Origin of the sequence: Asanoa ferruginea, from assembly GCF_003387075.1 — a bacterium.
Taxonomy (GTDB): Bacteria; Actinomycetota; Actinomycetes; order Mycobacteriales; family Micromonosporaceae; genus Asanoa; species Asanoa ferruginea.
In genome coordinates, this window is the sequence record NZ_QUMQ01000001.1 from 3991174 (window position 1) to 4015135 (window position 23962).

At 71.5% G+C, this 23962-nt stretch carries 28 protein-coding genes; 17 read left to right on the forward strand and 11 right to left on the reverse strand.

Going from position 1 to position 23962, the window contains the following annotated elements:
* Positions 1–99: 99 nt before the first annotated feature.
* Genes DFJ67_RS18670 through DFJ67_RS18680 form a run of 3 tightly spaced genes read left to right on the forward strand, consistent with a single transcriptional unit; the run spans position 100 to position 2945 of the window.
* On the forward strand, positions 100–843 hold the full coding sequence (locus tag DFJ67_RS18670) for a lysophospholipid acyltransferase family protein (protein WP_116069159.1): 744 nt from the start codon (positions 100–102) through the stop codon (positions 841–843).
* Positions 840–1835, forward strand: a complete 996-nt coding sequence (locus DFJ67_RS18675) for an NAD(P)H-dependent glycerol-3-phosphate dehydrogenase (RefSeq protein ID WP_116069160.1) — start codon at positions 840–842, stop codon at positions 1833–1835. Before DFJ67_RS18670 ends, DFJ67_RS18675 begins: the two co-directional genes overlap by 4 nt.
* Positions 1836–2945: a cystathionine gamma-lyase gene (locus tag DFJ67_RS18680; protein ID WP_116069161.1), complete on the forward strand. Its 1110-nt coding sequence runs from the start codon at positions 1836–1838 to the stop codon at positions 2943–2945.
* Here DFJ67_RS18680 and DFJ67_RS18685 read toward each other — a convergent pair whose 3' ends face one another.
* Positions 2946–3257, reverse strand: a complete 312-nt coding sequence (locus tag DFJ67_RS18685) for a hypothetical protein (protein ID WP_116069162.1) — start codon at positions 3255–3257, stop codon at positions 2946–2948.
* 103 nt (positions 3258–3360) lie between these two features.
* On the opposite strand from DFJ67_RS18685, the gene DFJ67_RS18690 reads away from it, so the two are divergent.
* The gene (locus DFJ67_RS18690; RefSeq protein ID WP_116069163.1) at positions 3361–4464 is read left to right on the forward strand and encodes a D-alanine--D-alanine ligase family protein; all 1104 of its coding nucleotides are present in this window, start codon (positions 3361–3363) and stop codon (positions 4462–4464) included.
* Between the two features lie 165 nt (positions 4465–4629).
* Here DFJ67_RS18690 and DFJ67_RS18695 read toward each other — a convergent pair whose 3' ends face one another.
* Genes DFJ67_RS18695 through DFJ67_RS18705 form a run of 3 tightly spaced genes read right to left on the reverse strand, consistent with a single transcriptional unit; the run spans position 4630 to position 9265 of the window.
* Positions 4630–5070: an HIT family protein gene (locus DFJ67_RS18695; protein ID WP_116069164.1), complete on the reverse strand. Its 441-nt coding sequence runs from the start codon at positions 5068–5070 to the stop codon at positions 4630–4632.
* A gap of 23 nt (positions 5071–5093) precedes the next feature.
* The gene (gene recG, locus DFJ67_RS18700; protein WP_116069165.1) at positions 5094–7274 is read right to left on the reverse strand and encodes an ATP-dependent DNA helicase RecG; all 2181 of its coding nucleotides are present in this window, start codon (positions 7272–7274) and stop codon (positions 5094–5096) included.
* Positions 7271–9265 (reverse strand): DAK2 domain-containing protein, encoded by a 1995-nt coding sequence (locus tag DFJ67_RS18705; protein ID WP_116069166.1) that lies wholly within the window; start codon positions 9263–9265, stop codon positions 7271–7273. The genes recG and DFJ67_RS18705 overlap by 4 nt, the downstream gene beginning before the upstream one ends.
* A 134-nt stretch (positions 9266–9399) precedes the next feature.
* Between DFJ67_RS18705 and DFJ67_RS18710 the strand changes: the two genes are divergently transcribed.
* Entirely contained in the window at positions 9400–9978 is a 579-nt protein-coding gene (locus DFJ67_RS18710) for a hypothetical protein (RefSeq protein WP_147315543.1), read from the forward strand.
* Between the two features lie 14 nt (positions 9979–9992).
* Entirely contained in the window at positions 9993–10502 is a 510-nt protein-coding gene (locus DFJ67_RS18715) for a hypothetical protein (RefSeq protein ID WP_116069168.1), read from the forward strand.
* A gap of 10 nt (positions 10503–10512) precedes the next feature.
* Here DFJ67_RS18715 and DFJ67_RS18720 read toward each other — a convergent pair whose 3' ends face one another.
* Positions 10513–11442: an NAD-dependent epimerase/dehydratase family protein gene (locus tag DFJ67_RS18720; RefSeq protein WP_116069169.1), complete on the reverse strand. Its 930-nt coding sequence runs from the start codon at positions 11440–11442 to the stop codon at positions 10513–10515.
* A 139-nt stretch (positions 11443–11581) separates the two neighbouring features.
* Between DFJ67_RS18720 and rpmB the strand changes: the two genes are divergently transcribed.
* Complete coding sequence (rpmB, locus tag DFJ67_RS18725) at positions 11582–11773, forward strand: 50S ribosomal protein L28 (protein ID WP_089254979.1); 192 nt, start codon at positions 11582–11584, stop codon at positions 11771–11773.
* A 63-nt stretch (positions 11774–11836) separates the two neighbouring features.
* On the opposite strand, the gene DFJ67_RS18730 is transcribed toward rpmB, so the two are convergent.
* The 4 genes from DFJ67_RS18730 to DFJ67_RS18745 form a co-directional block, all read right to left on the reverse strand.
* Positions 11837–12295, reverse strand: a complete 459-nt coding sequence (locus tag DFJ67_RS18730) for a GNAT family N-acetyltransferase (protein WP_409362969.1) — start codon at positions 12293–12295, stop codon at positions 11837–11839.
* A gap of 96 nt (positions 12296–12391) precedes the next feature.
* Positions 12392–13423 (reverse strand): hypothetical protein, encoded by a 1032-nt coding sequence (locus tag DFJ67_RS18735; protein WP_116069171.1) that lies wholly within the window; start codon positions 13421–13423, stop codon positions 12392–12394.
* Positions 13420–13950, reverse strand: coding sequence for an RNA polymerase sigma factor (locus tag DFJ67_RS18740; protein WP_116069172.1), 531 nt, complete (start codon positions 13948–13950; stop codon positions 13420–13422). Before DFJ67_RS18740 ends, DFJ67_RS18735 begins: the two co-directional genes overlap by 4 nt.
* A gap of 38 nt (positions 13951–13988) precedes the next feature.
* Entirely contained in the window at positions 13989–14930 is a 942-nt protein-coding gene (locus tag DFJ67_RS18745; protein ID WP_239097505.1) for a thiamine-phosphate kinase, read from the reverse strand.
* Positions 14931–15009: 79 nt separating this feature from the next.
* On the opposite strand from DFJ67_RS18745, the gene DFJ67_RS18750 reads away from it, so the two are divergent.
* The 3 genes from DFJ67_RS18750 to DFJ67_RS18760 all read left to right on the forward strand — a co-directional run bounded on the left by DFJ67_RS18750 (position 15010) and on the right by DFJ67_RS18760 (position 17496).
* Positions 15010–15243: an Lrp/AsnC ligand binding domain-containing protein gene (locus DFJ67_RS18750; RefSeq protein ID WP_089254975.1), complete on the forward strand. Its 234-nt coding sequence runs from the start codon at positions 15010–15012 to the stop codon at positions 15241–15243.
* Positions 15244–15807, forward strand: a complete 564-nt coding sequence (locus DFJ67_RS18755; protein ID WP_116069174.1) for a DUF3515 family protein — start codon at positions 15244–15246, stop codon at positions 15805–15807.
* A 93-nt stretch (positions 15808–15900) separates the two neighbouring features.
* Positions 15901–17496: a flavin monoamine oxidase family protein gene (locus tag DFJ67_RS18760; protein WP_203784189.1), complete on the forward strand. Its 1596-nt coding sequence runs from the start codon at positions 15901–15903 to the stop codon at positions 17494–17496.
* On the opposite strand, the gene DFJ67_RS18765 is transcribed toward DFJ67_RS18760, so the two are convergent.
* On the reverse strand, positions 17493–18137 hold the full coding sequence (locus tag DFJ67_RS18765) for a YceI family protein (protein WP_239097504.1): 645 nt from the start codon (positions 18135–18137) through the stop codon (positions 17493–17495). The two genes, DFJ67_RS18760 and DFJ67_RS18765, sit on opposite strands and share 4 nt — an antisense overlap.
* Before the next feature lie 151 nt (positions 18138–18288).
* Entirely contained in the window at positions 18289–19356 is a 1068-nt protein-coding gene (locus tag DFJ67_RS18770; RefSeq protein ID WP_116069176.1) for an LPXTG cell wall anchor domain-containing protein, read from the reverse strand.
* 291 nt (positions 19357–19647) lie between these two features.
* Between DFJ67_RS18770 and rsmD the strand changes: the two genes are divergently transcribed.
* The 7 genes from rsmD to rnc all read left to right on the forward strand — a co-directional run bounded on the left by rsmD (position 19648) and on the right by rnc (position 23959).
* Positions 19648–20211, forward strand: coding sequence for a 16S rRNA (guanine(966)-N(2))-methyltransferase RsmD (gene rsmD / locus DFJ67_RS18775; protein ID WP_116069177.1), 564 nt, complete (start codon positions 19648–19650; stop codon positions 20209–20211).
* The gene (gene coaD, locus DFJ67_RS18780; RefSeq protein WP_116069178.1) at positions 20208–20696 is read left to right on the forward strand and encodes a pantetheine-phosphate adenylyltransferase; all 489 of its coding nucleotides are present in this window, start codon (positions 20208–20210) and stop codon (positions 20694–20696) included. Before rsmD ends, coaD begins: the two co-directional genes overlap by 4 nt.
* Before the next feature lie 168 nt (positions 20697–20864).
* The gene (locus tag DFJ67_RS18785; RefSeq protein WP_116069179.1) at positions 20865–21362 is read left to right on the forward strand and encodes an SPFH domain-containing protein; all 498 of its coding nucleotides are present in this window, start codon (positions 20865–20867) and stop codon (positions 21360–21362) included.
* A gap of 87 nt (positions 21363–21449) precedes the next feature.
* A complete protein-coding gene (locus DFJ67_RS18790) occupies positions 21450–22013 on the forward strand; it encodes a YceD family protein (RefSeq protein ID WP_116069180.1) in 564 nt (187 codons plus the stop codon).
* 5 nt (positions 22014–22018) lie between these two features.
* A complete protein-coding gene (gene rpmF, locus DFJ67_RS18795) occupies positions 22019–22192 on the forward strand; it encodes a 50S ribosomal protein L32 (protein WP_116076379.1) in 174 nt (57 codons plus the stop codon).
* Positions 22193–22226: 34 nt separating this feature from the next.
* Positions 22227–23216 (forward strand): phosphate acyltransferase PlsX, encoded by a 990-nt coding sequence (locus tag DFJ67_RS18800; protein ID WP_239097507.1) that lies wholly within the window; start codon positions 22227–22229, stop codon positions 23214–23216.
* Positions 23213–23959, forward strand: coding sequence for a ribonuclease III (gene rnc / locus DFJ67_RS18805; RefSeq protein WP_116069181.1), 747 nt, complete (start codon positions 23213–23215; stop codon positions 23957–23959). Before DFJ67_RS18800 ends, rnc begins: the two co-directional genes overlap by 4 nt.
* Positions 23960–23962 lie beyond the last annotated feature (3 nt).

Genomic DNA, 23962 nt, shown 5'->3' on the forward strand with positions numbered 1-23962 from the left:
GGCCCGGTCCCTGGGTGGCCCTCCACCTGCCGGAGCAGGCATGATTTCGCTGCGGGCCGCGCTGGCGGGCGCGGTTGGCCGGTGGTTGGAGGAGGCAGGGTGGCACGGCGGAGGCTGGGTTTCTGGCGGCGGTTCGTGGTCGTCCTCGTCAAGCCGGTCCTGACCGGCTGGACCAAGCGCGCCTGGACCGGGATGGAGCACATCCCGGCGACCGGCGGCGCGATCATCGTGGCCAACCACCTGTCCCACGCCGACCCCGTGGTCGTCGGGCACTACGTCTACGACGCCGGCCGGTGGCCGAGCTTCCTGGCCAAGGCCAGCGTGTTCCGGGTCCCGGTGATCGGCTACATCATCGCGCGCTGCCAGCAGATCCCGGTCGAGCGCGGCACGGTCGACGCCGCGCGGTCGCTCGACTCACTGGTCACAGCCGTCAAAGACGGCAGCTCGGTGATCATCTACCCCGAGGGCACCACCACCAAGGAACCGGGCCTGTGGCCGATGAAGGGCAAGACCGGCGCCGCCCGGCTGGCCCTGACCACCGGCGCGCCGGTGATCCCGATCGTGATGGACGGCCCGCAGGCGATGTTCGACCCGCGCACCGGCAAGGTCGGCCTGCGGCCGCGGATCCCGGTGCGGGTCACCGCCGGCCCGCCCATCGACCTGGCCAAGTGGGCCGGCTCGGCGCCGACCCGGCCGACGCTCGACGCGATGACCGAGGAGATCATGCTGCGGCTGCGCGACATGCTGGCCGAGCTGCGTGGCGAGACCGACCCGCCGCCGCTCTGGTCGCCGCCGCGCAAGGCCGGCGGTGCGCCCGTCACGCCCAGCGGTGACCCGGCATGACGCACGTCGCCGTTCTCGGCGCGGGCTCCTGGGGCACGGCGTTCGCCAAGGTGCTCGGCGAAGCTGGCCGCGACGTGACGATCTGGTCCCGCCGCGAAGCGGTGGCCACCGGCATCCGGGAGACCGGCCGCAACCCCGACTACTTCCCCGACGTGCGCCTGCCCGAGCGGGTAACCGCCACCGCTGACGCCGGCAAGGCACTCGCCGGCGCCGAGATCGTGGTGCTCGCCGTGCCGTCGCAGACGTTGCGCGGCAACCTCGCCGACTGGCGGGCCGCCATCGAACCCGACGCGACCCTGGTGTCGCTGATGAAGGGCATCGAACTCGGCACCACCAAGCGGATGAGCGAAGTGGTGATGGAGGCCGCCCAGGTGCCGGCCGACCGGGTGGTGGTGGTCTCCGGGCCCAACCTGGCACCGGAGATCGCCCTCGGGCAGCCGGCCGCGACGGTGGTGGCCGGCACCGACATCCGGCGCGCGACGCTGGTGCAGGACGCGATCACCACGCCCTACATGCGGCCCTACACCAACGACGACGTGGTCGGCGCCGAACTCGGCGGCGCGGTGAAGAACGTGATCGCGCTGGCCTACGGCATCGCCGAGGCGATGCGGCTCGGCGACAACATCAAGGCCACCCTGATCACCCGCGGCCTGGCCGAGACCGCCCGGCTGGGCGTCGCGCTCGGCGCCGACCCGCTCACCTTCGCCGGCCTCTCCGGGCTAGGCGACCTGGTCGGCACCTGCCACTCGCCGTTCTCCCGCAACCGCACGTTCGGCGAGCGGCTCGGCCGGGGCGAGACGCTCGAACAGGCGCAGGCGGCGGTCGGGCAGACCGCCGAAGGCGTGAAGAGCTGCCTCGCGATCCGCGACCTCGCCCGCAAGAACAACGTGGAGATGCCGATCACCGAACAGGTCGAGCGGGTCTGCCACGAGGGCGCCGACCCGCGCGAGGCGCTGACGATCCTGATGACCCGCACCACGAAAGCTGAATGAATGAGCGAGTACGGCGACGGCACCCGGTCGGCACACGCGGGTCTGCCGCCCGCGGTTCCGGGTGAGCCCTTCCTGCCCGGCCCGGTGTTCGCGGCTCCCTACCACCTCGATCCGGCCGCCGGCCCGGCCGCCGCGGCCAACGGTTACGGGCGGCCCGACAACCAGACCCGGCGGCTGCTGGAGTCGGCGATCGGTGAACTGGAGGGCGGTTCGGCGCTGGCGTTCGCGAGCGGTCAGGCGGCCGTCACCGCGGTGCTGCTTTCGCTCCTGCGGCCCGGCGACAGTGTGGTGCTGCCGACCGACGGCTACTACCCGGTGCGCGGCTTCGCGACGTCGCTGCTGTCGGAACTCGGCGTCAAGGTCACGTTCGCGCCCACCGGCGGCCCGCACCCCGACTACACCGGCGTGCGGCTGGTGCTGCTGGAGACGCCGGCCAACCCCGGGCTCGACGTGTGCGACATCGCGGTGCTCGCCGATCGCGCGCACGCGGCCGGTGCGCTGGTCGCGGTCGACAACACCACCGCCACGCCGCTCGGGCAGCGCCCGCTCGACCTCGGCGCCGACATCTCGCTGGCGTCCGGAACCAAGGCGTTGACCGGACATTCAGACCTCTTGCTGGGGTACGTCACGACGCGCTCGCCGGAACTGCTGGAGTCGCTGAAGGCGTGGCGCAACACGACCGGCTCGATTCCGGGTGCGTTCGACGCCTGGCTGGCGCACCGTTCGCTGCTGACGCTCGACCTGCGGTTGGCCCGGCAGTCGGCGAACGCGGCCGCGGTGGTCACGGCGCTTGCCTCGCGCGCTGATGTCACCGGGCTGCGCTGGCCCGGCCGCCCCGGCGATCCGTCCTACGCGGTGGCGTCCGCGCAGATGCGCCGGATTCCCGGCGTCGTCGCGTTCGACCTGGGCTCCGCCGAGCGGGTGGCGCGGTTCCTGTCGGCGTCGCGCCTGGTGGCGGCGGCGACGTCGTTCGGCGGCGTGCACACCAGTGCCGACCGGCGGGAGCAGTGGGGCGACGACACGGCGCCGGGCTTCGTGCGGCTCTCGTGCGGCATCGAGGACGCGGCGGACCTGGTCGCCGACATCACCGGTGCGTTGGACGCTTCCTGATCATTCCCTCGGGCGGCGCACGCCGCGCCCGCCGCCGAGGCGCTGGCGTTGGGCGGGGACCGCGATCGGGCGTTTCAGGTGGTATCGGTGCAGCTCGTTGATGCCCTCCATGCTCGGGTCCTCGCTCACCGACACCAGGTCCCAGCCCTCGCGACCGGCGTTGTTGAGGTGGGTCAGCGCGGTGTCGCCCAGCGGGGTGACGTCGAGCATCGAACCGTCCGGCCCATACCAGTGGAAGGTGACCTCCCAGCCGGCCGCCCCGATCGCTGCCGCACGCCGGCGGATCAGCAGCGCGTACTCCCACATCGTCATGCGCCAAACGTTCCCCACCGTGCGCTCAGGAAAACGGTGCACACGCAGCGTGATCGGCGGAGCAGCCAGTCTCGCGTGCTCGGGCAGAGTAGGGTCCTGACCTGTGACGAGACCTAACAAGATCCGCGTCGCGGTCGTGTTTGGCGGCCGCAGCACCGAGCACGCGATTTCGGCCGTCAGCGCCGGAAGCATTTTGCGCGTCCTGGACCCCGACCAATACGAGGTGATCCCGGTCGGGATCACCCGTGAAGGTCAGTGGGTGCTCACCGACGGTGATCCCAGCGCGCTCGCGATCGAAGGCGCGCGGCTCCCCGAGGTCACGGCGAGCGCCGGCACCGCGGTCGTGCTGCCCGGCGACCCGACCTCACATGGGCTGATGGTGGTCGAGCCGTCCCGGGGGCTCAGCGCACTCGGCGACGTCGACGTGGTCTTCCCGGCGCTGCACGGCGCCTACGGCGAAGACGGCACCATCCAGGGGTTGCTGGAGATGGCCGGCATTCCCTATGTGGGCGCCAACGTGTTCGCCAGCGCCGCGGCCATGGACAAGGAGTTCACCAAGAAGCTGGCGGCGGCCGAGGGCATTCCTACCGGCCCCTACGTCGTGCTGCGCAACGGGGTCTCGCTGAGCGAGGCCGACAAGGAGCGGCTCGGCCTGCCGGTGTTCGTCAAGCCGTCGCGCGCCGGTTCGTCCTACGGCATCACGAAGGTCGCCGACTGGGCCGACCTCGACGCGGCGATCGCGACCGCCCGCCAGATCGACCCGAAGGTGCTGATCGAGGCGGCGATCGTGGGCCGCGAGATCGAGTGCGGCGTGCTGGAGGCCGAGGCCGGCGGCACCGCGGAGGCGTCGCTGCTCGCGGAGATCCGGGTGACCGGCGCGGGGCACGACTTCTACGACTTCGAGGCCAAATACCTCGGCGAAGACTGCGAATACGACATCCCGGCCGGCCTGCCGGAGAGCGTGACCCGCACGGTCCAGGACTACGCGGTGCGCACCTTCGCCGCCCTCGACTGCGCGGGCCTGGCCCGGGTCGACTTCTTCGTCACCGACGCCGGCGAGGTCCTGCTCAACGAGATCAACACGATGCCCGGCTTCACCGCGACGTCGATGTTCCCGCGCATGTGGGCGGCCAGCGGCCTGGAATACCCGAAGCTGGTCGACCGCCTGATCCGCACCGCGCTACGTCGCGGCAGCGGCCTGCACTAGCCCTTGGCCGCCATGAAGGTCGGCGCGGAGGCTGCGAACTGAGGCCCGCGATGTGGCGGGCCGGGTCGCCGCCTGTCGGCGGGCCTGAACCTTGGTGAAGTCGGCGCGGAGGCTGCGAACTGAGGCCCGCGATGTGGCGGGCCGGGGCGGCGCCCGTCGGCGGGCCTAAACCGCGGTGAAGTAGGTGCGGAGGCGGGCGACGAGGGCGGCGATCTCCGGGTCGCCGCCGCGCGGCGCCTCCGCCCAGCCGGTGCTGGCATACCAGGGCGTTTCCGCGGGGGTGCCCCGGTAGCGCGGGAACACGTGCTGGTGGAAATGCGGCACAGCGGCGCCGATCACGGCGGAGAAGACGTGCTCGGCGTCGACTTCGGCGCGCAGCCCGATCGCCGCGCGCCGGGCGGCGCTGCCGACCGCGGAAGCCTCCACATCGGTCAGGTCGTCGAGGTGGGGCGCGTGCCGCAACGGCTCGATGAACAGATAGCCGAGCAGCACCGGGCCCTCGCGGGCCGGCAGGTGGGAAACCGCGACGATGTCGTCGCGCCAGATCTCCGGACCGACCAGCGGCCCTTCGCCACGATGCTTCGCGCAGATGGGGCACTCATCCATGCCCTCGGAGCCTAGGCCCGCCGCTAGCCCTTCTCCAGATATTCAGCGCGCTCTTCGTCGACCAGCAGGGCGATCGATTGCGCCAGCGCGGGATGCGCGGTCAGTTCCGGGTCGTCGTCGGTCAGGGCGATCGCCTCCAGGCGGGCCTCGCCGATCAGCTGCGCGTCTTTGCGGAGCGAGAGCAGGCGCAGGTGGGAACGGCGACCGGACTGCGTCGCGCCGAGGACGTCGCCCTCGTGGCGTTGCTCCAGGTCGAGCTCGGCGAGCTTGAAACCGTCGGTCGTCGAGGCCACCGCGTCGAGGCGTTCGCGCGCGGGGGAGCCTTCCGGTGCCTCGGTCACCAGCAGGCAGAGGCCGGCCGCCGAGCCCCGGCCGACCCGGCCGCGGAGCTGGTGTAGCTGGGAGACGCCGAACCGGTCGGCGTCGAGCACGATCATCACGGTGGCGTTGGGCACGTCAACGCCGACCTCGACCACCGTGGTGGCCACCAGCACGTCGAGGTCGCCGGCCGCGTAGGAGCGCATCACCGCGTCTTTCTCGTCGGCCGGCAGGCGGCCGTGCAGCACGCCGATGCGCAGCCCGTGCAGCGGCCCGTCGGCCAGCAGCGGTGCCACCTCGGTCACCGCCAGCGGCGGGCGGCGGGCGGAACCGTCGTCGTCGGGTGGCGGCTCCTCGCTGTCGGTGGCGGAGCCGTCGCCGATCCGAGGGCAGACCACATAGGCCTGATGGCCGGCCTCGACCTCTTCGCGCAGGCGCCGCCAGGCGCGGTCGAGGAACGCCGGCTTGTCGGACGCCGGCACCACATGGGAGGCGATCGGGGAGCGGCCGCCGGGTAGCTGCGACAGCGTCGACACCTCGAGGTCGCCGTAGACCGTCATCGCCACCGTGCGCGGGATCGGTGTCGCGGTCATCACCAGCGTGTGCGGTGGCTGGTCGGCCTTGGCACGCAACGCGTCGCGCTGCTCGACGCCGAAGCGGTGCTGCTCGTCGACCACCACCAGCCCCAGGTCGTTGAACTCGACACCCTCGTAAAGCAGTGCGTGGGTGCCGATCACCAGGCCGGCACTGCCGGTAGAGACCTCGGCCGCCGCCGCCCGGCGGGCCGCCGCGCCCTGCGAACCGGTCACCAGCGCGACCCGGGTGCCGGCCGGGTCGCCGTCGAGCTCGCCCGCGCGGCCCAGCGGGCCGAGCAGTGCCGAGATGCCGCGGAAGTGTTGCGCGGCGAGCACTTCGGTCGGCGCCAGGAGCGCCGCCTGCCCGCCGGCGTCGACCACCTGGAGCATGGCCCGCAGCGCGCACACGGTCTTGCCGGAGCCGACCTCGCCCTGCAACAGCCGGTGCATCGGGTGTGGCGTGGCCAGGTCGGCGGCGATCTCGACACCGACCCGCCGCTGTCCCTCGGTTAGCTCGTAGGGCAGCCGGGTGTCGAACGTCGACAGCAGCCCGTCGGCGGTCGCCGGGCGCGGCCGGGCCGGCAGCGCGCTCGACCGGCGCTTGCGCTGCACCAGGGTGAGCTGCACGGCGAACGCCTCGTCCCACTTGAGCCGGTGGCGGGCGCGGTGGAGGTCTTCGCGGGAGCCGGGGCGGTGGATCTCGCGCAGCGCGGTGTCGAGGGGCGACAGGTGGCGGGTCGCCCGCACCGTTGCCGGCAGCGGGTCCTCGACCGGTGCGAGCGTGTCGAGCACCACCCGGACGCAGCGGGCGATCGTCCACGTGGGCACCGCGCCGGCCGCCGGGTAGACCGGGATCAGTGCACCGGCGAACTCTTCGATCTCGTCGGACACCTCGCCCTCGTCGCCGAGCAGCATGTAGTCGGGGCCGTTGAGCTGTCGTTTGCCCCGGAACTCGGTCACCTTGCCGGCGAACAGCCCCCACCGGCCGGGCCGCAGGTCGCGCTCGCGCCACGCCTGGTTGAAGAAGGTCAGCGTGAGCACGCCCCCGGCGCCGTCTTCGACCAGCACCTCGAGCAGCTTGCCGCTGCGCTGCCGCATCGGCCGCGTGGTCGCCCGGCGCACCTGGCCGAGCACCGTCACGTCTTCGCCGACCGACAGCGAGCGGATGTCGGTGTGCTCGCCCCGCTCGTCGTAGCGGCGCGGGAAGTGGTAGATCAGGTCGCCCACGGTGCGCAGGTCGAGGTGCTTGTCGAGGGCCTTGGCGGTCTTGTCGCCAAGCAGCTTCTTCAGCGGATCGTCCAGTGTGGTCATTCGACGCCTACCAGCAGCGGATAGTGCGGGTGCCCACCGGAGTAGGTGTGCACCTCGACGAACGGCCAGTGCGCGGCCGCGTGCGCGCGCAGCCCGTCGGCCAGCCCGGCCGGCGCGTCGGCGCCGGTGACCAGGGTGACCAGCTCGCCACCGCCGCCGAGCAGGCGGTCGAGCAGCTCACGGCAGGTCTCGGCCAGGTCGACGCCGATCAGGTGGACCTCGCCCTCGACGAGCGCCAGCACGTCGCCGCGCCGGCACGGGCCCGCGACGGTCAGCGCGTCGCGGCTGGCGTAGCAGACCTCGGCGTAGCGGCAGGCGCCCGCGGCCTTGGCCATCTCGATCACGTCGTCGTCGAACTCGCGGGCCGGATCACGCACCGCGAGCGCGGCCAGCGCCTGCACGGGGGAGCGGGTCGCCACCACCCGGACCGCCGCGGTCGCCTCCCGCGCCGCCGCGGCGGCCACCGGCTGGGTGTTGGGGTCGTTGGGCAGCACCACGACGTGTGCGGCGCCGGTGGCGGTGATCGCCGCGAGCAACTCGCGGGTCGACGGGTTGGCGGGCACCACGGCCGCGCCCTCGCCGGCGAAGATCGCGGCGATGCCCTCGCCTGCGGCGACCACCACGACGGCCCGGTCGGGGCCGTCGGGGATCACCTGGTCGGCGAAGCGGGTGACCGAGATGCGGTGTGGCCGGCCGGCCTCGACACCGGCCTCCAGGGTGGCGCCGACGTCGTTGACGTGGACGTGCACGTTCCAGGTGGACTCGTCGCCCTCACCGGTGCCGACCACGACGAGCGAGTCGCCAAGCTCGGCGAGCCGGGACCGCAACTTTTCCACGGCCGGCTCGGCGGCGTCGAGCAGGAACTGCACCTCATACCCGAACTCGGCCGAGCCGGTCTCCCGCGCGGCGACCAGCGCCCGGTTGGCACGCGGCCGCGGCACCGGCTGCGGCTCGACGGGTGACTCGCCGGTGACCACCTCGACGAGCGCGTCGAGCAGCACGCAAAGGCCACGCCCGCCGGCGTCGACCACACCCGCCCGGGCCAGCGCGGGAAGCTGCTCCGGCGTCTTGGCCAGCGCCCCGGCCGCCGCACGGGCGGCGGCCTGTGCCACCTCGGCCAGCGATCCAGCCCCGGCCCGCCCTGCGGCGGCGCCTTGGGCCAGGTCGGCTGGCCAGCCGGCGCCGGCCCGACCGGCATGCGTCGCGCCGGGTTCTGGAGCGCTAGTGGCCGGGGGCTCGGCGGTGGTGGCGGTGTCCGTCCCGCTGGTGGCCGGGGGCTCGGCGGTGGTGGCGGTGTCCGTGCCGCTGGTGGCCGGGGGCTCGGCGGTGGTGGGGGTGTCCGTGCCGCTGGTGGCCGGGGGCTCGGCGGTGGTGGGGGTGTCCGTGCCGCTGGTTGTGGCCGGGGGCTCGGCGGTGGTGGGGGTGTCCGTGCCGCTGGTGGCCGGGGGCTCGGCGGTGGTGGCGGTGTCCGTGCCGCTAGTGGCCGGGGGCTCGGCGGTGGTGGCGGTGTTCGTGCCGCGCTCTGGAGGGCCGGTGGCCGCGCGCTCGGCGGCGGTCGCGGCCGCGGCGGCCACTGTCAGGACCGTGCCCTCGACCGGGTTCGCGACCGCGCCGTAGGCGGCGTCGGCTCCGGCGCGCAGGCCGCGGGCCAGTGCCGGCCCGTCGACCACCGGCACCGCCGAGGTGGCGTCGGCCAGGCCGCGCAGCACCTGGGAGATGATCACGCCGGAGTTGCCGCGGGCGCCGAGCAGGGCGCCGCGGGCCATCAGGCGCAGCACCTGGCCGTGTGGGGTCGGGTCGCCCTCGGCGGCCGGGTCGAAGAACAGCGCCTCGTGGGCCGAGGTCAGCGTCAGCACGAGGTTGGTGCCGGTGTCGCCGTCGGGCACCGGGTAGACGTTGAGCGCGTCGATCTCGCCCTGATGGCGGCGCAGGGCCGCCAACGCACCCGCGCACCAGCGGCGCAGCGCCGTGGCGTCGAGGCTCTCCAACACGTACCGAGCCTATCGGTTGCCCCCGACAACTCCCTCGATCCCGGCAGCGGCATCGAGCACTGGCGGTTCGGGGGACATCACGCATGGTGGCCAAGACCTACCATGTCGATGGATCTCCCAGCGGAGGCGACACCATGACCGGTTTCGAGCCCTACCCAGGCAGCAGATCGACGCAACCGGCCCCGCGACGGATCCCCGATGATCAACCGTTCCTGGTCCGGCTCAACCTTTCGCGGCTCAGCCTCGCCTGGGTCGTGGCGTGGATCGTGATCCTCGGGCCGCAGGTGCTGCTGATCGCTGATTTCTGGGTGCCGGCGGCCATCAGCACCGCGTTGGCCCTGATCGTCCTGGTCATCTACCTGGCGACCAACGCCCGGCGTGGTCCGATCCTGGGCGTCGGCCCGCCGGGCGTCTGGGTCAGCCGGCGGGTGCGGGGCTTCATCCGGGTCGGTCCGCAGTTCGAGGCCACCTTCCTGCCGTGGTCGTCGATCGAGCGGATCTACCTGCGCCGGATCCTGGTCGACAAACGCGTCTGCGTGCGGGAAACCGGTTGGCGGCCGCGGCTGGGGGCGCGCCCCGACGTCTTCGAAGTCGTCGATTACGCCTATCGGACGCCGTTCAACGCGTCGCTGACGTTCGCCGACCGGCCCGCCGACGAGATCACCGCGGCGATCACCCAGCACGGCCTCGGCAAGACAAAAATCGACTTCTGACCACGGAGGTGCCAATGACCCCCGCCCAGACGCTCGCGGTGCGCAAGCGGATCCCGGCCGCGCAGTCGTTCGTCCTGCGGCCGAGCCTCGTCGGTCACAGCCTCTCCGCGGGCGTCGGGCTCGCCGCGTCCTTGGTGGTCCTGTTCGTGCTGGTCGGCTACGTCCCGCCGCTGTCGGACGCCCCGGTCGGGCTCATCGCGGCCCTGCTCGCCCTGGGCGCCGTCGCCAGCGTCGTGGCGACCATGTGGGGTGGCCCGGTGCTGGCCGTCAACCCGGAGGGCGTCTGGCTCCGCGTACGCCGGAAGTCCGTGTTCCTGCCCTGGTCGTCGATCGAGCAGATCTACGTGCGCCGGCTCTGGTTCGACGACCGCGTCTGCGTCGTACAGCGGGGCACCGTCGAGGCCGAGATCGACCGCTACACGACCCCGTTCACCGCCTCGCTGACCTACGGCAACCAGCCGGAGCCCGACGTGCTGGAGGCCATCCGCAAGCACGGCGCCGGCCGCACGCGGATCGACTTCTGAAAGAAGGCAGTCAGGCCGTGGCCAGCATCCGCAGGCCCTGCTTGTAGTCGACGACCGCCGGCGTCCAGCCCAGGTCGTGCTGGGCCCGCTCGTTGGAGACCCGCATCGAGGTGGTCATCGCCGTGTAGCCGTAGGGCGCCGCGTAGCGGAGCACCTGGGGCGGCAGCCGCAGCGGCGGCTTGGCGTCGACCAGCGTGGCCATCTCGTCGAGCAGCTCACCCCAGGTAACCGGCACGCCGTCGACGATGTTGTAGGCGCTGCCAGGAGTGCCGCGTTCCAGCGCGGCCACGGTGGCGGCCGCGGCGTCGTCGAGGTGGATCAGGCTCACCTCGCCACCGCCACCCTTGATCACCGGCATGCGGCGCTTGCGTACCGCGTCGATCATCCGTTTTGTCCCTGGATCGCCGCCGTAGAACAGGCCGTAGCGCAGCGCCACGCCCTCCAGCCCGTCGGTCTCGCACGCCTGGGCCTCGGTCTCGTGGAACGCGTCCATGATCGGCCCGACCGGGCCGTCGGCCGGGACGCCGAACGGGTCGCTCTCGGTCAGCACCCGGGTGCCGTGGTCGCCGAAGCCATACCCGTACACGATCGACTGGGTCAGGAAGCGGTGCGCGCCCATCTGCTTCGCCGCCGCGACGAGGTTGGCGGTGCCCAGGTTGCGCAACTCGTTGGTTTTGTCCATGTCGTGGAAGCGCAACGGCGGCCTGGTGAGCGAAGTGCACTCCTGGATCACCGCGTCGGCCTTCTTGCCGGAGACCGCCCGGAGCAGTCCGTCGCGGTCGAGCACGTCGGCTACCAGCGGCTCGGCGCCGAACGCCTCCAGCCGCCGGGCGTTGGCCACCAGCCGGGTGATGCCGATGACCTCGTGGTTGAAGGCGACCAGCCGCTGGATCAACGGCGTACCGATGGCACCCGTGGCACCCGCGAGCAGTACTCTCATACCGTCCAGTGAACCCCGCCGGGCGCTGCGGCGGGAGGCGATTCGGCGGCTGCGTGTGTCGTCGGGTAACCTAGTCAGGTTGCCTGGTCGGCATGGTCCCATCGGCAACCCCCAAAGCAATCAATCCCAGGAGTAACCCGTGGCTAGCGTGTGCGACGTCTGTGGCAAGGGGCCGGGCTTCGGCCACAACGTGTCCCACTCGCACCGGCGGACCAACCGCCGCTGGAACCCCAACATCCAGACGGTGCGCACCCCGGCCGGTGGTGGCAACACCCGCAAGATGCAGGTTTGCACCTCATGCATCAAGGCGGGCAAGGTCACCCGCGCCTAAGGGCGCGACCGAGACGAGTTTTTCTTCAGCCGCCGGGTCCGTGGACCCGGCGGCTTCTCGCGTTCACAACGTACGGCCGAAGGACCGCACGTCCGGGTAACCCTTGTAATAGCCGAAGTCCGGGATCCGCTCGTAGCCGTTGGCGGTGTAGAAGGCGATCGCCTCGGGCTGCTTCACGCCGCACTCCAGGATCAGCCGCTTGCGGCCGGCCTCCCGGGCCGAGTCCTCGACGGCCCGCAGCACCGCCCGCGCCACACCCTTCCGCCGTCCGGCCGGGGCGGTATACATCCGCTTGAGCTCGGCCTCCTCGCCGTCGGTGCCGTGGCTGCGCCAGCCGGCGCAACCGACCGGCTCGCCATCGAGGAACGCGACCAGGAACGCGCCGTTGGGCGGGTCGAACTCGCTGGCGTCGACGGGGGTGTCGTCGCCCGAGCTGTTGTAGCGGGCGCCGAGGTCGGCCAGCAGGTCGGTGACGAGCGACACCGACTCAGGGGCGGTAAACGGCAACTGCCGGATCTCCAGATGCTCCACGGACACGACGGTACGGCGGCGACCGGTGTCGAACCGGCCGCCGCCGCTGTCGCGACGATCACTCCTAGCGTTCGCCGGCCTTGCCGACTAGCGTTCGCCGGCCTTGCCGACGACCTTGTGGGTCCAGAGCACCTGGTAGCTGATCGTGTCGCCGATGCCGTTGGCCCGCCCGACGGCCCGCCCCGTGGTCGGGTCGAAGAGCAACTCGTCGAACCGGCCCTGCTCGGTCTGCCGGATCGCCCAGACCCGCTTGCCGTCGAAGACCGTCTCGCGGGCCGACAACCCCTTCCAGGTCTTGATCGACTTGAGCATCGCCACCCGGACGTCGGCGGGCAGCAGGCTCTCGGAGCTGACCAGCAGCTCACCGATCTCCTTGGCCAGCAGGTGGTCGTCGCTCCACTTGTCGTTGTCGCCGATTCCTTCCAACAACGCCGCCTTCAACGCCGCGGGCTGGGTCGGCAGCCCGGCGAGCCACTCCGGCGTCGGCTGCCAGATGTAGGGGTGGTCGACCGGACCGGTCGGGGCGGCGGCGCCCTGGTCGGGCACGCCGTTGCGGGTGATCGCGGCGGCCGTCATGCCCTCCGGCGTGAACCAGAACTCGATCTCGTCGCGGGCCATCTTCCCCGGTGCGGCGTCGCCGATGTTGTCGCTCGACGTCACGCCCCACATCCGGGTGTAGATGAACTGTGCCGGCTGGACCGTGTCCGTCGGCGAGCCGGCCGCCTTCGCGGCGAGCCGGTCGAGCGACTGCCGAGCGTTGATCGACTTGCTCGAACCCAGCGTGAGCGGTGGGCCGAGCGGCGGCGCTGAATTCAGCGCCCCGCCCCCGCTAGGCCCGCCCTTAGGGTTGGTCGGCGAGGTGGGCGCGCTGGGTGCGCTGCCGACGCCGACCCCCGGGTCGGCGCCGCCGTCCGGGATCAGCACCACGCCGGTCGCGGCCAGACCGGCGACCACCAGCGCGGCGGCGGCCGGCACCCAGCGGCGGTAGCGGGACCGGGGCCGCGGCGTCTGGAGGCGGGTCAAGGTGTGCCAGGTGCGGGAAACCGACTCGTCGGTCGGCTCGATCGGGCCCGGCGGCAGGTCGCGCACGGCGACGATGTCGGGGTCAGCGCGGTTCACGGTGTCTCTCCTTCAGGGGTGAGGGCGGCACGCACCTTCGCGCGCGCCCGGTGCAGGGCCGACCGGACCGTCCCGGGTGGAATGTCGAGGGCCATGGCGATCTCGGCGTAGTCGAGTTCCGCCACCGCGAAGAGCAGCAGCACGTCGCGCTGCCGCCGGGGTAGCCCGGCGAGCACGGCGGCGAGCTTGCGCACGGTGCGCTGGGCGTCGATCCGATCCCCGGCCGCGTCGGCGCCCGGGTCGGTGTCGGCGAGTGCCCGCAGCGCGCGGACCTCCTGACGGCGATGTCGCCGCAGCAGGTTGGTGGCGATGCCGTAGAGCCAGGGCAACACCCCACCCCGGGTGGGGTCATAGCGAAAACGTTGCTCGTACGCGACGAGAAACGTCTCCGCCACGACGTCTTCGGCGACCTGCTCGCCGACTCGGCGGGTGCAGTAGCGCAGCAGCTCCCGCCCGTAGGCGGTGAACATGCCAGCCAGATCCGCCGGGTCGGCGCCGGTGTCGGCTTCCGTGGTCGTCGTGGTCATACCCCTACTTGCCACGACGCCCCATCGAGGTTCCCCTCTTAGCTCGAGAAGTGGTCCCAGCCGAGCGGTCCCTTGGGTGCCTTGCCGTCGACCGTCACACCCGTACCCTCGCTGACCCGACCGATTTCGCGCCAGCCCTCCGGGAGTGTCCGATCCCGCGGGAAGGTGGCGGCCAGGGCGTGGTCGTCGCCGCCCGCGAGCACCCAGTGATAGGGGTCGACGCCCAACGCCTGTGCCGCGTCGCGCATCTGCGGCGGCACCTCGAACGCGCTGCGGTCGATGTCGATGGCCACCTTGCTGGCCTTCGCGACGTGCCCGAGGTCTTGCAACAGCCCGTCGGAGACGTCGAGCATCGCGGTGGCGCCGGCCCGCGCGGCCGCCGGCCCGGCGGCGTAGGGCACCCGCGGCCGCCGGTAGGCGTCGACCAGCAGCACCGGGGTCCGGAAGCCGCGGCTGAGCACGGTGTAGCCGGCCGCCGCGTAGCCCACCCGGCCGCAGAGCGCGACGATGTCACCGGCCCGGGCCCCGTCGCGGGTCACCGGCCGCCGGCCGCCCAGGTCGCCCAAGGCGGTCACCGCGATGGTCAGGGTCGGGCTGCCGGCCATGTCGCCGCCGACCACGGCGGCGCCGACGGTGGCCGCCTCGGCGGCCATCCCGTCGGCCAGGTCTTCGGCCCAGCGTGCGTCCAGCCCCGGCGGTGCGCAGAGGGCCACCAGCAGCGCCGTCGGGGTCGCGCCCATCGCGGCGATGTCGGCCAGGTTGGCCGCCGCGGCCCGATGCCCGATCTCGACGCCGCTGGCCCAGTCACGCCTGAAATGCCGGCCTTCGACCAAGGCGTCGGTAGAAGCGACCACCCGACCGTCCGGCGCGGAGACGATCGCGGCGTCGTCGCCGGGGCCCAGCAGGGTGCTGGCCCCGGGCTGAAGCCGGGCGGTGACCCGGGCGATCAGCCCGAACTCGCCCGTGCGCGCCACACTCACCAGTAACCTCCGGGTTCGGTACCTGCTCCGTTGCGGTAGTTTCACTTCTCGTGCCGTTGGCGGCGATTGGAGACGGGTCGTGGTCCAGGCGTACATCCTCATCCAGACCGAGGTCGGAAAGGCGCGTGACGTGGCCGCGTCAATCTCGGATATTCCGGGCGTAGTCCGGGTGGACGCCGTCACCGGTCCCTACGAGGTGATCGCCCTGACCGAGGCGCACACCCTTGACGAGCTCGGGAAAATGATCGTTTCCCGGGTGCAGCTCGTGCCCGGCATTACCCGCACGATCACCTGTTCGGTGGTGCATCTCTGAGTGGACCGTTCGACCCGTCAGGCCGCGCTCATCGCGACCGCGGTGGCCCTGCCCCTCGCCCTGATCATCGTGTTGGTGTCGTTCTGGCGATTCTCGCCCGACGACCCGAAGGCCGCGCCGGCGACCCCCAGTCCGGCGGTGCAGGCCACGACCCCGGTGCCGATGGCCGCGCCGGCCCTGTCGCCGCGGGCGACGACCCTGTGCCGCGCCCTGCTCTCGCAACTGCCGCAGACGATCCGCGACCGGGCGCAGCGCCCGGTGACCGCCGGCCAGGAGCAGAACGCCGCCTACGGTGACCCGGCGATCACCCTGGCGTGCGGCATCCCGGCGCCCAGCTTCCCGCCGACCGACCTGGTCAACCTGCTCGACAAGGTCTGCTGGCACTCGGCCGACACCGACGCGGGCACGGTGCTGACCACCGTCGACCGCGAGGTGCCGATCCAGGTCACGGTGCCGAAGTCCTACGAGGCGGCCGGCCAGTGGGCGATCGTGTTCTCCAACCCGGTGATCGAAACCGTTCCGAAGATGGCCACACCACCGGCCGGCTGCGCCGGCTCGCGCTGACGGATCGAAATACGTCAGTTACAAAGCAAGGCCGCTGAGGAAATCTGACCCTTACAGACTGCGCGTCATGATGATCTTCCCGAAGGGGGACGCATGACGCAGCAGCCCATCTCGCCCGCCGTCAGCCGCCGTGGATTCCTTCGTGCCGTCGGTCTCAGCGGCGGAGCCGGCGCGATGTTCGCGACCATGGGTGCCCTCGGACTCGCACCGACCGCCGCCGCGGCGGCGCCGGCCTACCGGGCACCCACCCCGGCCGACTTCCACCTGACCGGCCGGGGCCGGGCGAGCGTGGTGATTCTCGGTGGCGGCATCGCCGGCCTGGCCACCGCCTACGAGCTGGGCAAGGCCGGCTACGACTGCACCGTGCTCGAGGCCCGCGACATCGTCGGCGGCCGCAACTTCACCGTGCGCGGCGGCACCACCCAGACCGACCTCGACGGCAACACCCAGAAATCGCGCTTCGGCGAAGGCGTCTATCTCAACGCGGGACCCGGCCGGCTGGCCCAGTGGATGGTCACCCTCGACTACTGCCGCGAGCTCGGCGTGCCGATCGAGGTGTTCACCAACGCCAATGCCGACGCGCTGATCTTCAACGAGTCGGCCGGAATGACCGCGCCGGTGCGCTATCGCGCGGCCAAGGCCGACGTCTTCGGCTATGTCTCGGAACTGCTGGCCAAGGCCACCAACCAGGGCGCCCTCGACGCGGCGCTGACCGCGGCCGACAAGGACCGGCTGACCACGTTCCTGCGGAGTTTCGGATCCCTCGGCTCGACACTGGGTTACACCGGCGGCAGCCGGCGCGGTTTCGCGAGCTATCCAGGAGCCGGAACCGACGAGGGTACGCCGCTCGGCGCGCCGCCGGCCCTGTCCGACGTGTTCGCCAGCAACGTCGGCCGCTACTTCTCCTTCGAGCTCGGCTACGACCAGGCGATGCTGATGTTCCAGCCGGTCGGCGGGATGGACCAGATCCCGAAGGCGTTGGCGAAGGCCGTCGGCCACCACCGGATCAAGGTCGGTGCCGAAGTGACCGACGTGACCGACACCGGCTCCGGTGTCGCGGTGACCTACCGGCAGGGCAAGGCCACCCGGGTGCTGCGGGCCGACTACTGCGTGGCGACGCTGCCGCCACACCTGATGGCGCGGATCCCGCACAACCTCGGCACGCCGGTGACCGCGGCGCTCTCGGAGTTCGGGGTCACGGCTGCCGGCAAGATCGGGCTGGAATACCAGCGCCGCTGGTGGGAGGAGGACGACCGGATCTACGGCGGGATCACCGAGACCGACCTCGACCTCCAGCACATCTGGTATCCGTCGTACGGCTTCCACGGCCGGCGCGGCCTGGTGGTCGGCTACTACAACACCGGCGCCGCGGCCCGCACGTACAGCGCGCTGCCGCACGCCGAGCGGGAGGCCCGCGCGCTGGCACAGGGCGTCAAGATCCACGGCGAGAAATACCGAAGCGAGCTGGTGTCGTCGTGGTCGCAGGCCTGGGACCGCACCAGATACCTGGAGGGCGCCTGGACCTCACCCCGCTACACCTCGCCGGGCTATCAACTCCTCCTCCAGCCGGCAGGCCGCGTCTACTTCGCCGGCGACTGGCTGAGTCACGAGGTGGCCTGGCAACACGGCGCCTTCGTCTCGGCCCGCTCGGTGGTGACCGCCCTCCACCAGCGCGTGCTCACGGCCTAGGCGCGCAGGGCCTCGCCGGCGATCTCGATGTGCACGGTCTTGCCGACCAGAACGCCGCCGCTTTCCAGGGTGACGTTCCAGAGCAGGCCGTAGTCTTCGCGCTCGATCTCGGCGCTCGCGCTGAAGCCGAAGATGTCCTGGCCGTAGGGGTCGCGGCGGGCACCGCCGAAGTCGACCTGTAGGTCGACGGGGCGGGTGACGTCGCGGACCGTCAAGTGGCCGTGCAGGACGAAGCGGACCGGCCCGCGCGCCGGCTCGGGCACCGTGGCCCGGCGGTTGAGCTTGTTGTTGCGTAGTCGGGCCCACTGGAAGATCGGGTCGTCGGCGCCCTTCCAGGTCATTCCGTTGCTGCGGTATTCCATCGTCGGGAAGCGGACCACGTCGAGGAAGTCGGGGCTGGTCAGGTGGACGTCCCGGTCGGGGTTGTGGGTCGTCAGGCTGGCCGTGTGGATGGTCGCGCTGACCGACGACGCGAGCGGGTCGTCGGCGACGACGATCTGCGCGCTGGCCTCGCGGAACTCGCCGCGGACCGGGCTGACCATCATGTGCCGGGCGAGGAAACCGACCCGCTTGTGTGCCTGGTCGAGCCGATAGACCCCAGGGCTCGGGATGGTCATGCCTTCCCAGGTCCTGGTTGGCATTGTGGACACCTGTTCGCTCCCCCCGGTCGAGGCGGCCAGCATAGGAAATGTGGCTGGTGGGGAAGCTGTGAGCCGAGGTCAACGTGTCAGCCAACACAAAAAGACGCGCCACCCCGGTCACGGGGTGGCGCGTCTTTTCAGCTAGCGGCGATCAGGCGGTGAACCGGAGTCGACGACGGCGGGCGATGAAGAACAGGCCCGCGCCGATGACCAGCAGGCCACCCGCGCCACCGGCGATCGCACCGGTGTTGGCGCCGGTCTTCGGCAGGGTCGGGGTGTCTTCGCAGCCGTCCGGCTGCGTCCAGGCGATCGGCTCGAGCTTCTCCTCGCCGACGCTCGGCGTGACGACCAGGCCCTCGGAGGCCTCGAAGGTGACCTTCGAGGTCTTGCCCTTCTCGACCTTCATGGTCTGCGCCGCACCGGTGTTGGGCGTGAAGACCAGGTCGAACTCCAGGCCGTTCGGCGGGTTGGTCACCGTGATGCTCAGCTCGTCACAGGTCTGCTCGATGGCGATGTCGGGGACACAGCCGCCCTCGGGCTCGGTCCACGTGTGCGACGCGATTTCCTTGCCGCGGCTGACCACGGAGATCTTCGGCGGGTTGTCACCCTCGCCGGCCGGCACCACGATCGGCTCGGACGACTTGCCGATCTCGACGACGCCACTGGCGATCGGCTTCTCGCTGCCCTCGACGAGGATCTCGTAGCGCAGCTTCTTGGTCGCCTCGGCGCCGTTGGAGACCACCACGGTGACGTCGCCGGTGCAGTCGTCGGTGAAGGTCACCGCCGGCTTCGAGGTCTTGCAGCCGCCCCGGGGAACCGTGACGGTCGCCGACTTCGTGGCGTTGATGTTCTTGCCGTTGCGCAGCCAGTGCGCGTCGACCGACAGGGTGGCCGACGTGGTGGCGATGTCGAGCGTCTGGGTGGTCTTCAGGACCGCGTCGTTGCCGGTGTAGGCCGGAAGCACGGCGCCCACCTTGACGGTGTCGCTCGTGGCGGTCGGCGTGAAGGTCACACCCGTGATGTCGCCGGCGAGGTCCTTCTCGCTGTTGGCGACCGTCCAGTCGACCTGCCACTTGCCCTCGACACACGAGGCGGTGCCGGAAACCACTGGGTGGTGTGCGCTGGCCGGCGAGCCGAGGACGACCGCCGCGGCGAGGCCGACGACTGCGGCCCCAGCGACGGCGAGCGGTCGCCGCAGCGCGGTTGGAATGTGGAACACGCGTACTCCTGACAGGAAGGGGCGTTTTCAGGGCACAGCCGAAGCACCCGTGGTCACTGTCGACTTAGGTCGGTCGCGACTCGGAGAGGGGCTTCGCCACGTTTTGCGCCGGCTGGGCGGCAGCCGGCATAGGCGCAGACCTTAGTGGTTTCTGAATGAAACACGCCGTTATCAGCCAGACCTAAGAATGGTGATATCAATTCGAGACCGTTGATATACGGCTCGTCACTAAGCGCTCCCCGGCGGTGAATCGGCCCGGCAGGTAGCGTTCACCCTCATGGGTAGGCAGTCATGACCCGGATCGTCGCCGGGTCGCTCGGCGGTCGCCGGCTCGCCGCGCCGCCCGGCGCGGGCACCAGACCAACCTCCGACCGGGTACGCGAGGCGCTGTTCAGCAGCATCGAGTCGACGCTGGACCTCGACGGGGCGCGCTTCGCCGATCTCTACGCCGGCTCCGGCGCGGTCGGCATCGAGGCGCTGTCGCGGGGCGCCGCGCACGTGCTGCTCGTCGAGTCCGACCAGCGGGCCGCCCGCATCATCCGGGCCAACCTCGACGCCCTCGACACCGGCCCGGCCGCCCGGCTGGTCACCGACCGGGTCGCCGCCGTCCTCGGGCGAGGGCCGGAGGGCGCGCCCTACGACGTCGTGTTCGCGGACCCCCCGTACGCCATCGACAACGAAGAGATCGCCGCGACGGTGGCCGCGCTCGTCCGCGGCGGGTGGCTCGCGACGGACGCCCTGGTGATCGTCGAGCGTGCCACCCGGGGCGGGGCGATCCCGCAGGTGGAAGGGGTCACGTCGGAGCGCAGTCGCCGCTACGGGGAGACGACGCTTTGGTACGGTCGCCGATCATGAGGCGTGCGGTGTGTCCCGGGTCGTTCGACCCGGTCACCAATGGTCACCTTGACGTCATCGGCCGGGCCAGCCGGCTGTTCGACGAGGTGATCGTCGGGGTGCTGATCAACCAGTCGAAGACCGGGCTGTTCAGCATCGACGAGCGGATCGCGATGTTGGGCGAGGCGACCAGCGGCTACGGCAACGTGCGGATCCAGTCGTTCCAGGGCCTGCTGGTCGATTTCTGCAAGACCGTGCACGCGCCGGTGGTGGTCAAGGGCCTGCGGGCGGTCAGCGACTTCGACTACGAGCTCAAGATGGCGCAGATGAACATCGGGCTGGCCGGCGTCGAGACGTTGTTCATGCCGACCAACCCGCTCTACTCATACCTGTCGTCGAGCCTGGTCAAAGAGGTCGCGAAATGGGGCGGCGACGTGTCGGCCCATGTTCCCGACCACGTGCTGGCCGCGCTGCGCCAGCGGCTGGCCGGCAACGGGGCAATCTGACCTTTCGGTTGGTCGATCCCCGACCTATCGTCATGGTTCTATACCGGGTGCGTGGCCGCCGATACGCTGGGCGACGCGCCGACCCGGATTGGCCTGGGTGTCGCTTCCTGGCCGCATCATGGATGGAGCAGCAGACCGGCTGCCGGTCGACGATGACAGGAGAGTGCGGTGGATCCGTTCGAGCAGATCGACGAGATCATCGCGATGGTGGAAAACGCCCGCGCCGTTCCGATGTCGCGGGCCAACGCCATGATCGATCGTGGCCCGATGATCGCCAAGCTCGACGAGCTCCGCGCCGACCTGCCCAGCGAGCTGCGGCGGGCAGCGGCGCTGCTCGACGAGCGCGACAAGATCATGGACGCGGGCAAGCGCGAGGCCGACCGGATCATCAGCGAGGGTGAGGCCGAACACGCCCGCCTGGTCTCGGTCAACGAGATCACCGTGAGCGCCGAGCACGAGGGCGCCCGGATCATCTCCGAGGCCCGCGCCGAGGCGCAGCGACTCCGGGAAGAGGTCGACGACTACGTCGACACCGCGCTGGCCAACTTCGAGCAGTTCCTGACCCGGGCGCTAGCCTCGATCGAGCGGGGGCGCGACAAGATGCACGCCCTGCGCGAGATCGGCACCTTCGTGGGTGAGGAAAACGAACGCCCGCTGCCGTTCTGACCGGTTCACCAGCGACGGGCCGGTTCGACGCCGCCGGGGCGCCTCGGGTAACCTGGCGTGTCGGCCTCGCTAGGCCGGAGTCTGACTATGCCAAAAAACACGCAAAGCTTCCTCGACGCCCGGTCGCCGCTGGTCCTCGATACCCGAGAGCTGCCACGGCGCCCTGGTGCCATGCGCACAATCGAACGCGTCGTCCCGGCACCGTCCGACCTCGGCCTCGAGCTGATCGGGGTGCCGGAAGGCGCCGACCTGCGTCTTGACCTTCGACTCGAGTCGGTGTCCGAGGGCGTGCTCGTCTCCGGGACGGTCAGCGTGCCGATCTCCGGCGAGTGCGGCCGTTGCCTGCGCCCGATCGACGACTCGGTCGATGTCAACATCCAGGAGCTGTATGCCTACGAGCACAGCACCACGGACGAGACGACCGAAGAAGACGAGATCGGTCGGCTGCACGGCGACCTGATCGACCTGGAGCCGGCGGTCCGGGACGCGGTGGTGCTCGAGTTGCCACCCAACCCGGTGTGCCGTGCCGACTGCCCCGGGCTGTGCCCCGAATGCGGGGGGCTGCTCGACGACCTGCCCGCTGATCACCATCATGACGAGGTCGACCCGCGGTGGGCGGCGCTGTCGCAACTTAACAAAGAAGGAGAGTGACTACCGTGGCTGTTCCCAAGCGCAAGATGTCGCGGAGCAACACCCGGTCCCGTCGGGCCAACTGGAAGAGCACGGCCGTCGCGACCGTGGCCTGCCCGCAGTGCAAGTCGCCGAAGCTGCCGCACGCCGCGTGCAGTGTCTGCGGCACCTACAACGGCCGTCAGGTCATCGAGGTCTGACCTCGGCGTGACGCTACCGACCTTCGGTCGGGCAGTGTCGACGCCCGGCGCGCCGGTTCCCGCACCACTCACGGAACCGGTCGCCGTGCGGATCGCCGTTGACCTCCTCGGCGGGGACGGAGCTCCCGCCGTCGTGGTTGACGGCGCTCTGCGAGCGTTCGAGGCTGACCCCGACGTGCGCCTTCTGCTCGTTGGCCCGAATGAAGTGGCCGACGAGCTGATCGCTGCCCTGCCACCCACCGAACGCCACCGCGCGTCGGTCCGGCCGCTGCTCGGCGCCGTCAGCATGGCTGACCCGCCACAGCGCGGCGGCCGCTTCGACACCACGGTCCGCGGCGCCGCCCTGGCCGTCGCCGAGGGCGCCGCCGACGCGCTGGTCTCGGCCGGCTCCACCGGCGCCACCGTCACCGCGGCCGTGCTCAGCCTGGGCCGCTGGCCCGGCATCCGCCGACCCGCCCTGCTCGCCACCATTCCGGCCGTCGCCGGCCCGGTGGCGCTGCTCGACGTGGGCGGCTCGCTGGAGGCCCGGCCGATCACGCTGGCCGGCCACGCCCTGCTCGGCGCCGCCTACGCCACCGTCGTGCACGACATCGCCCGCCCCCGGGTCGGGCTCCTCTCCATCGGTGCCGAGCCGGGCAAGGGCGACCGCGCCCGGCGGACCACCGACCCCATGCTCGCCGACCTGAAGCTCGGCGGCGACGCGCACTACGTGGGCTTCGTCGAGGGCTACGACGTGTCGTCCGGTGAGCGGGCCGATGTCGTGGTGACCGACGGCTTCACCGGAAACATCCTGCTCAAAGGCATCGAGGGCGCCTACGCCATGGCGGGCGGCCCACCGCCCGGCGGCGCCGCACCGCGGGCCGCCGCGCTGCTCGGCGTGGCCGGCACCGTCGTGGTCTGTCACGGCGGCGCGACCGGCGACGACATCGCGTCGGGCATCGCCCTCGCCACCCACCTGCACCGAAACCGCGCGATCGCCCGCATCGCGACGGCGCTCGCCGACCTGATCGAGGTGTCCACATGACCAACGACAAGCGACGGCGACCGCCGGTCGCCCACCTGGAGGCCGCGTTCGGCATCGGCTTCGACGTCGACCTCCTCGAGCGGGCGTTGACCCACCGGTCCTACGCCTACGAGAACGGCGGCCTGCCGACCAACGAGCGGCTCGAGTTCCTCGGCGACTCGGTGCTCGGGGTGGTGATCACCACGGCGCTCTTCAACAACCACCCCGACCTGCCCGAGGGGCAGCTCGCCAAGCTGCGCGCCAGCGTGGTCAACATGCGCGCGCTGGCTGACGTCGCCCGCCGCCTCGGCCCGGGCGGCCTCGGGCCCTACCTGCTGCTCGGCAAGGGCGAGGAGACCACTGGCGGCCGCGACAAGAACAGCATCCTGGCCGACACCCTCGAGGCCCTGCTCGGCGCGCTCTACCTGCAATACGGCCTGGACACCACGGCGGTGGTGATCCACCGCCTGTTCGACCCGCTGATGGAGGAGTCCGCCGGCCGCGGCGCCGCGCTCGACTGGAAGACCAGCCTCCAGGAGCTGACCGCGACGCTGAGCCTGGGCGTCCCGGAATACCGCATCGACGAGGCCGGCCCCGACCACGCCAAGACGTTCACCGCGTGGGTCGTGGTGGCCGGCAAGCGCTACGGCGGTGCCGACGGGCGGAGCAAGAAAGAGGCCGAGCAGCGGGCCGCCGAGACCGCGTGGCGGGAGCTGTCCGATCGGGTGACGGAGAAGGTGGCCGCGCCGAGCGCCGCCGAATAGGTT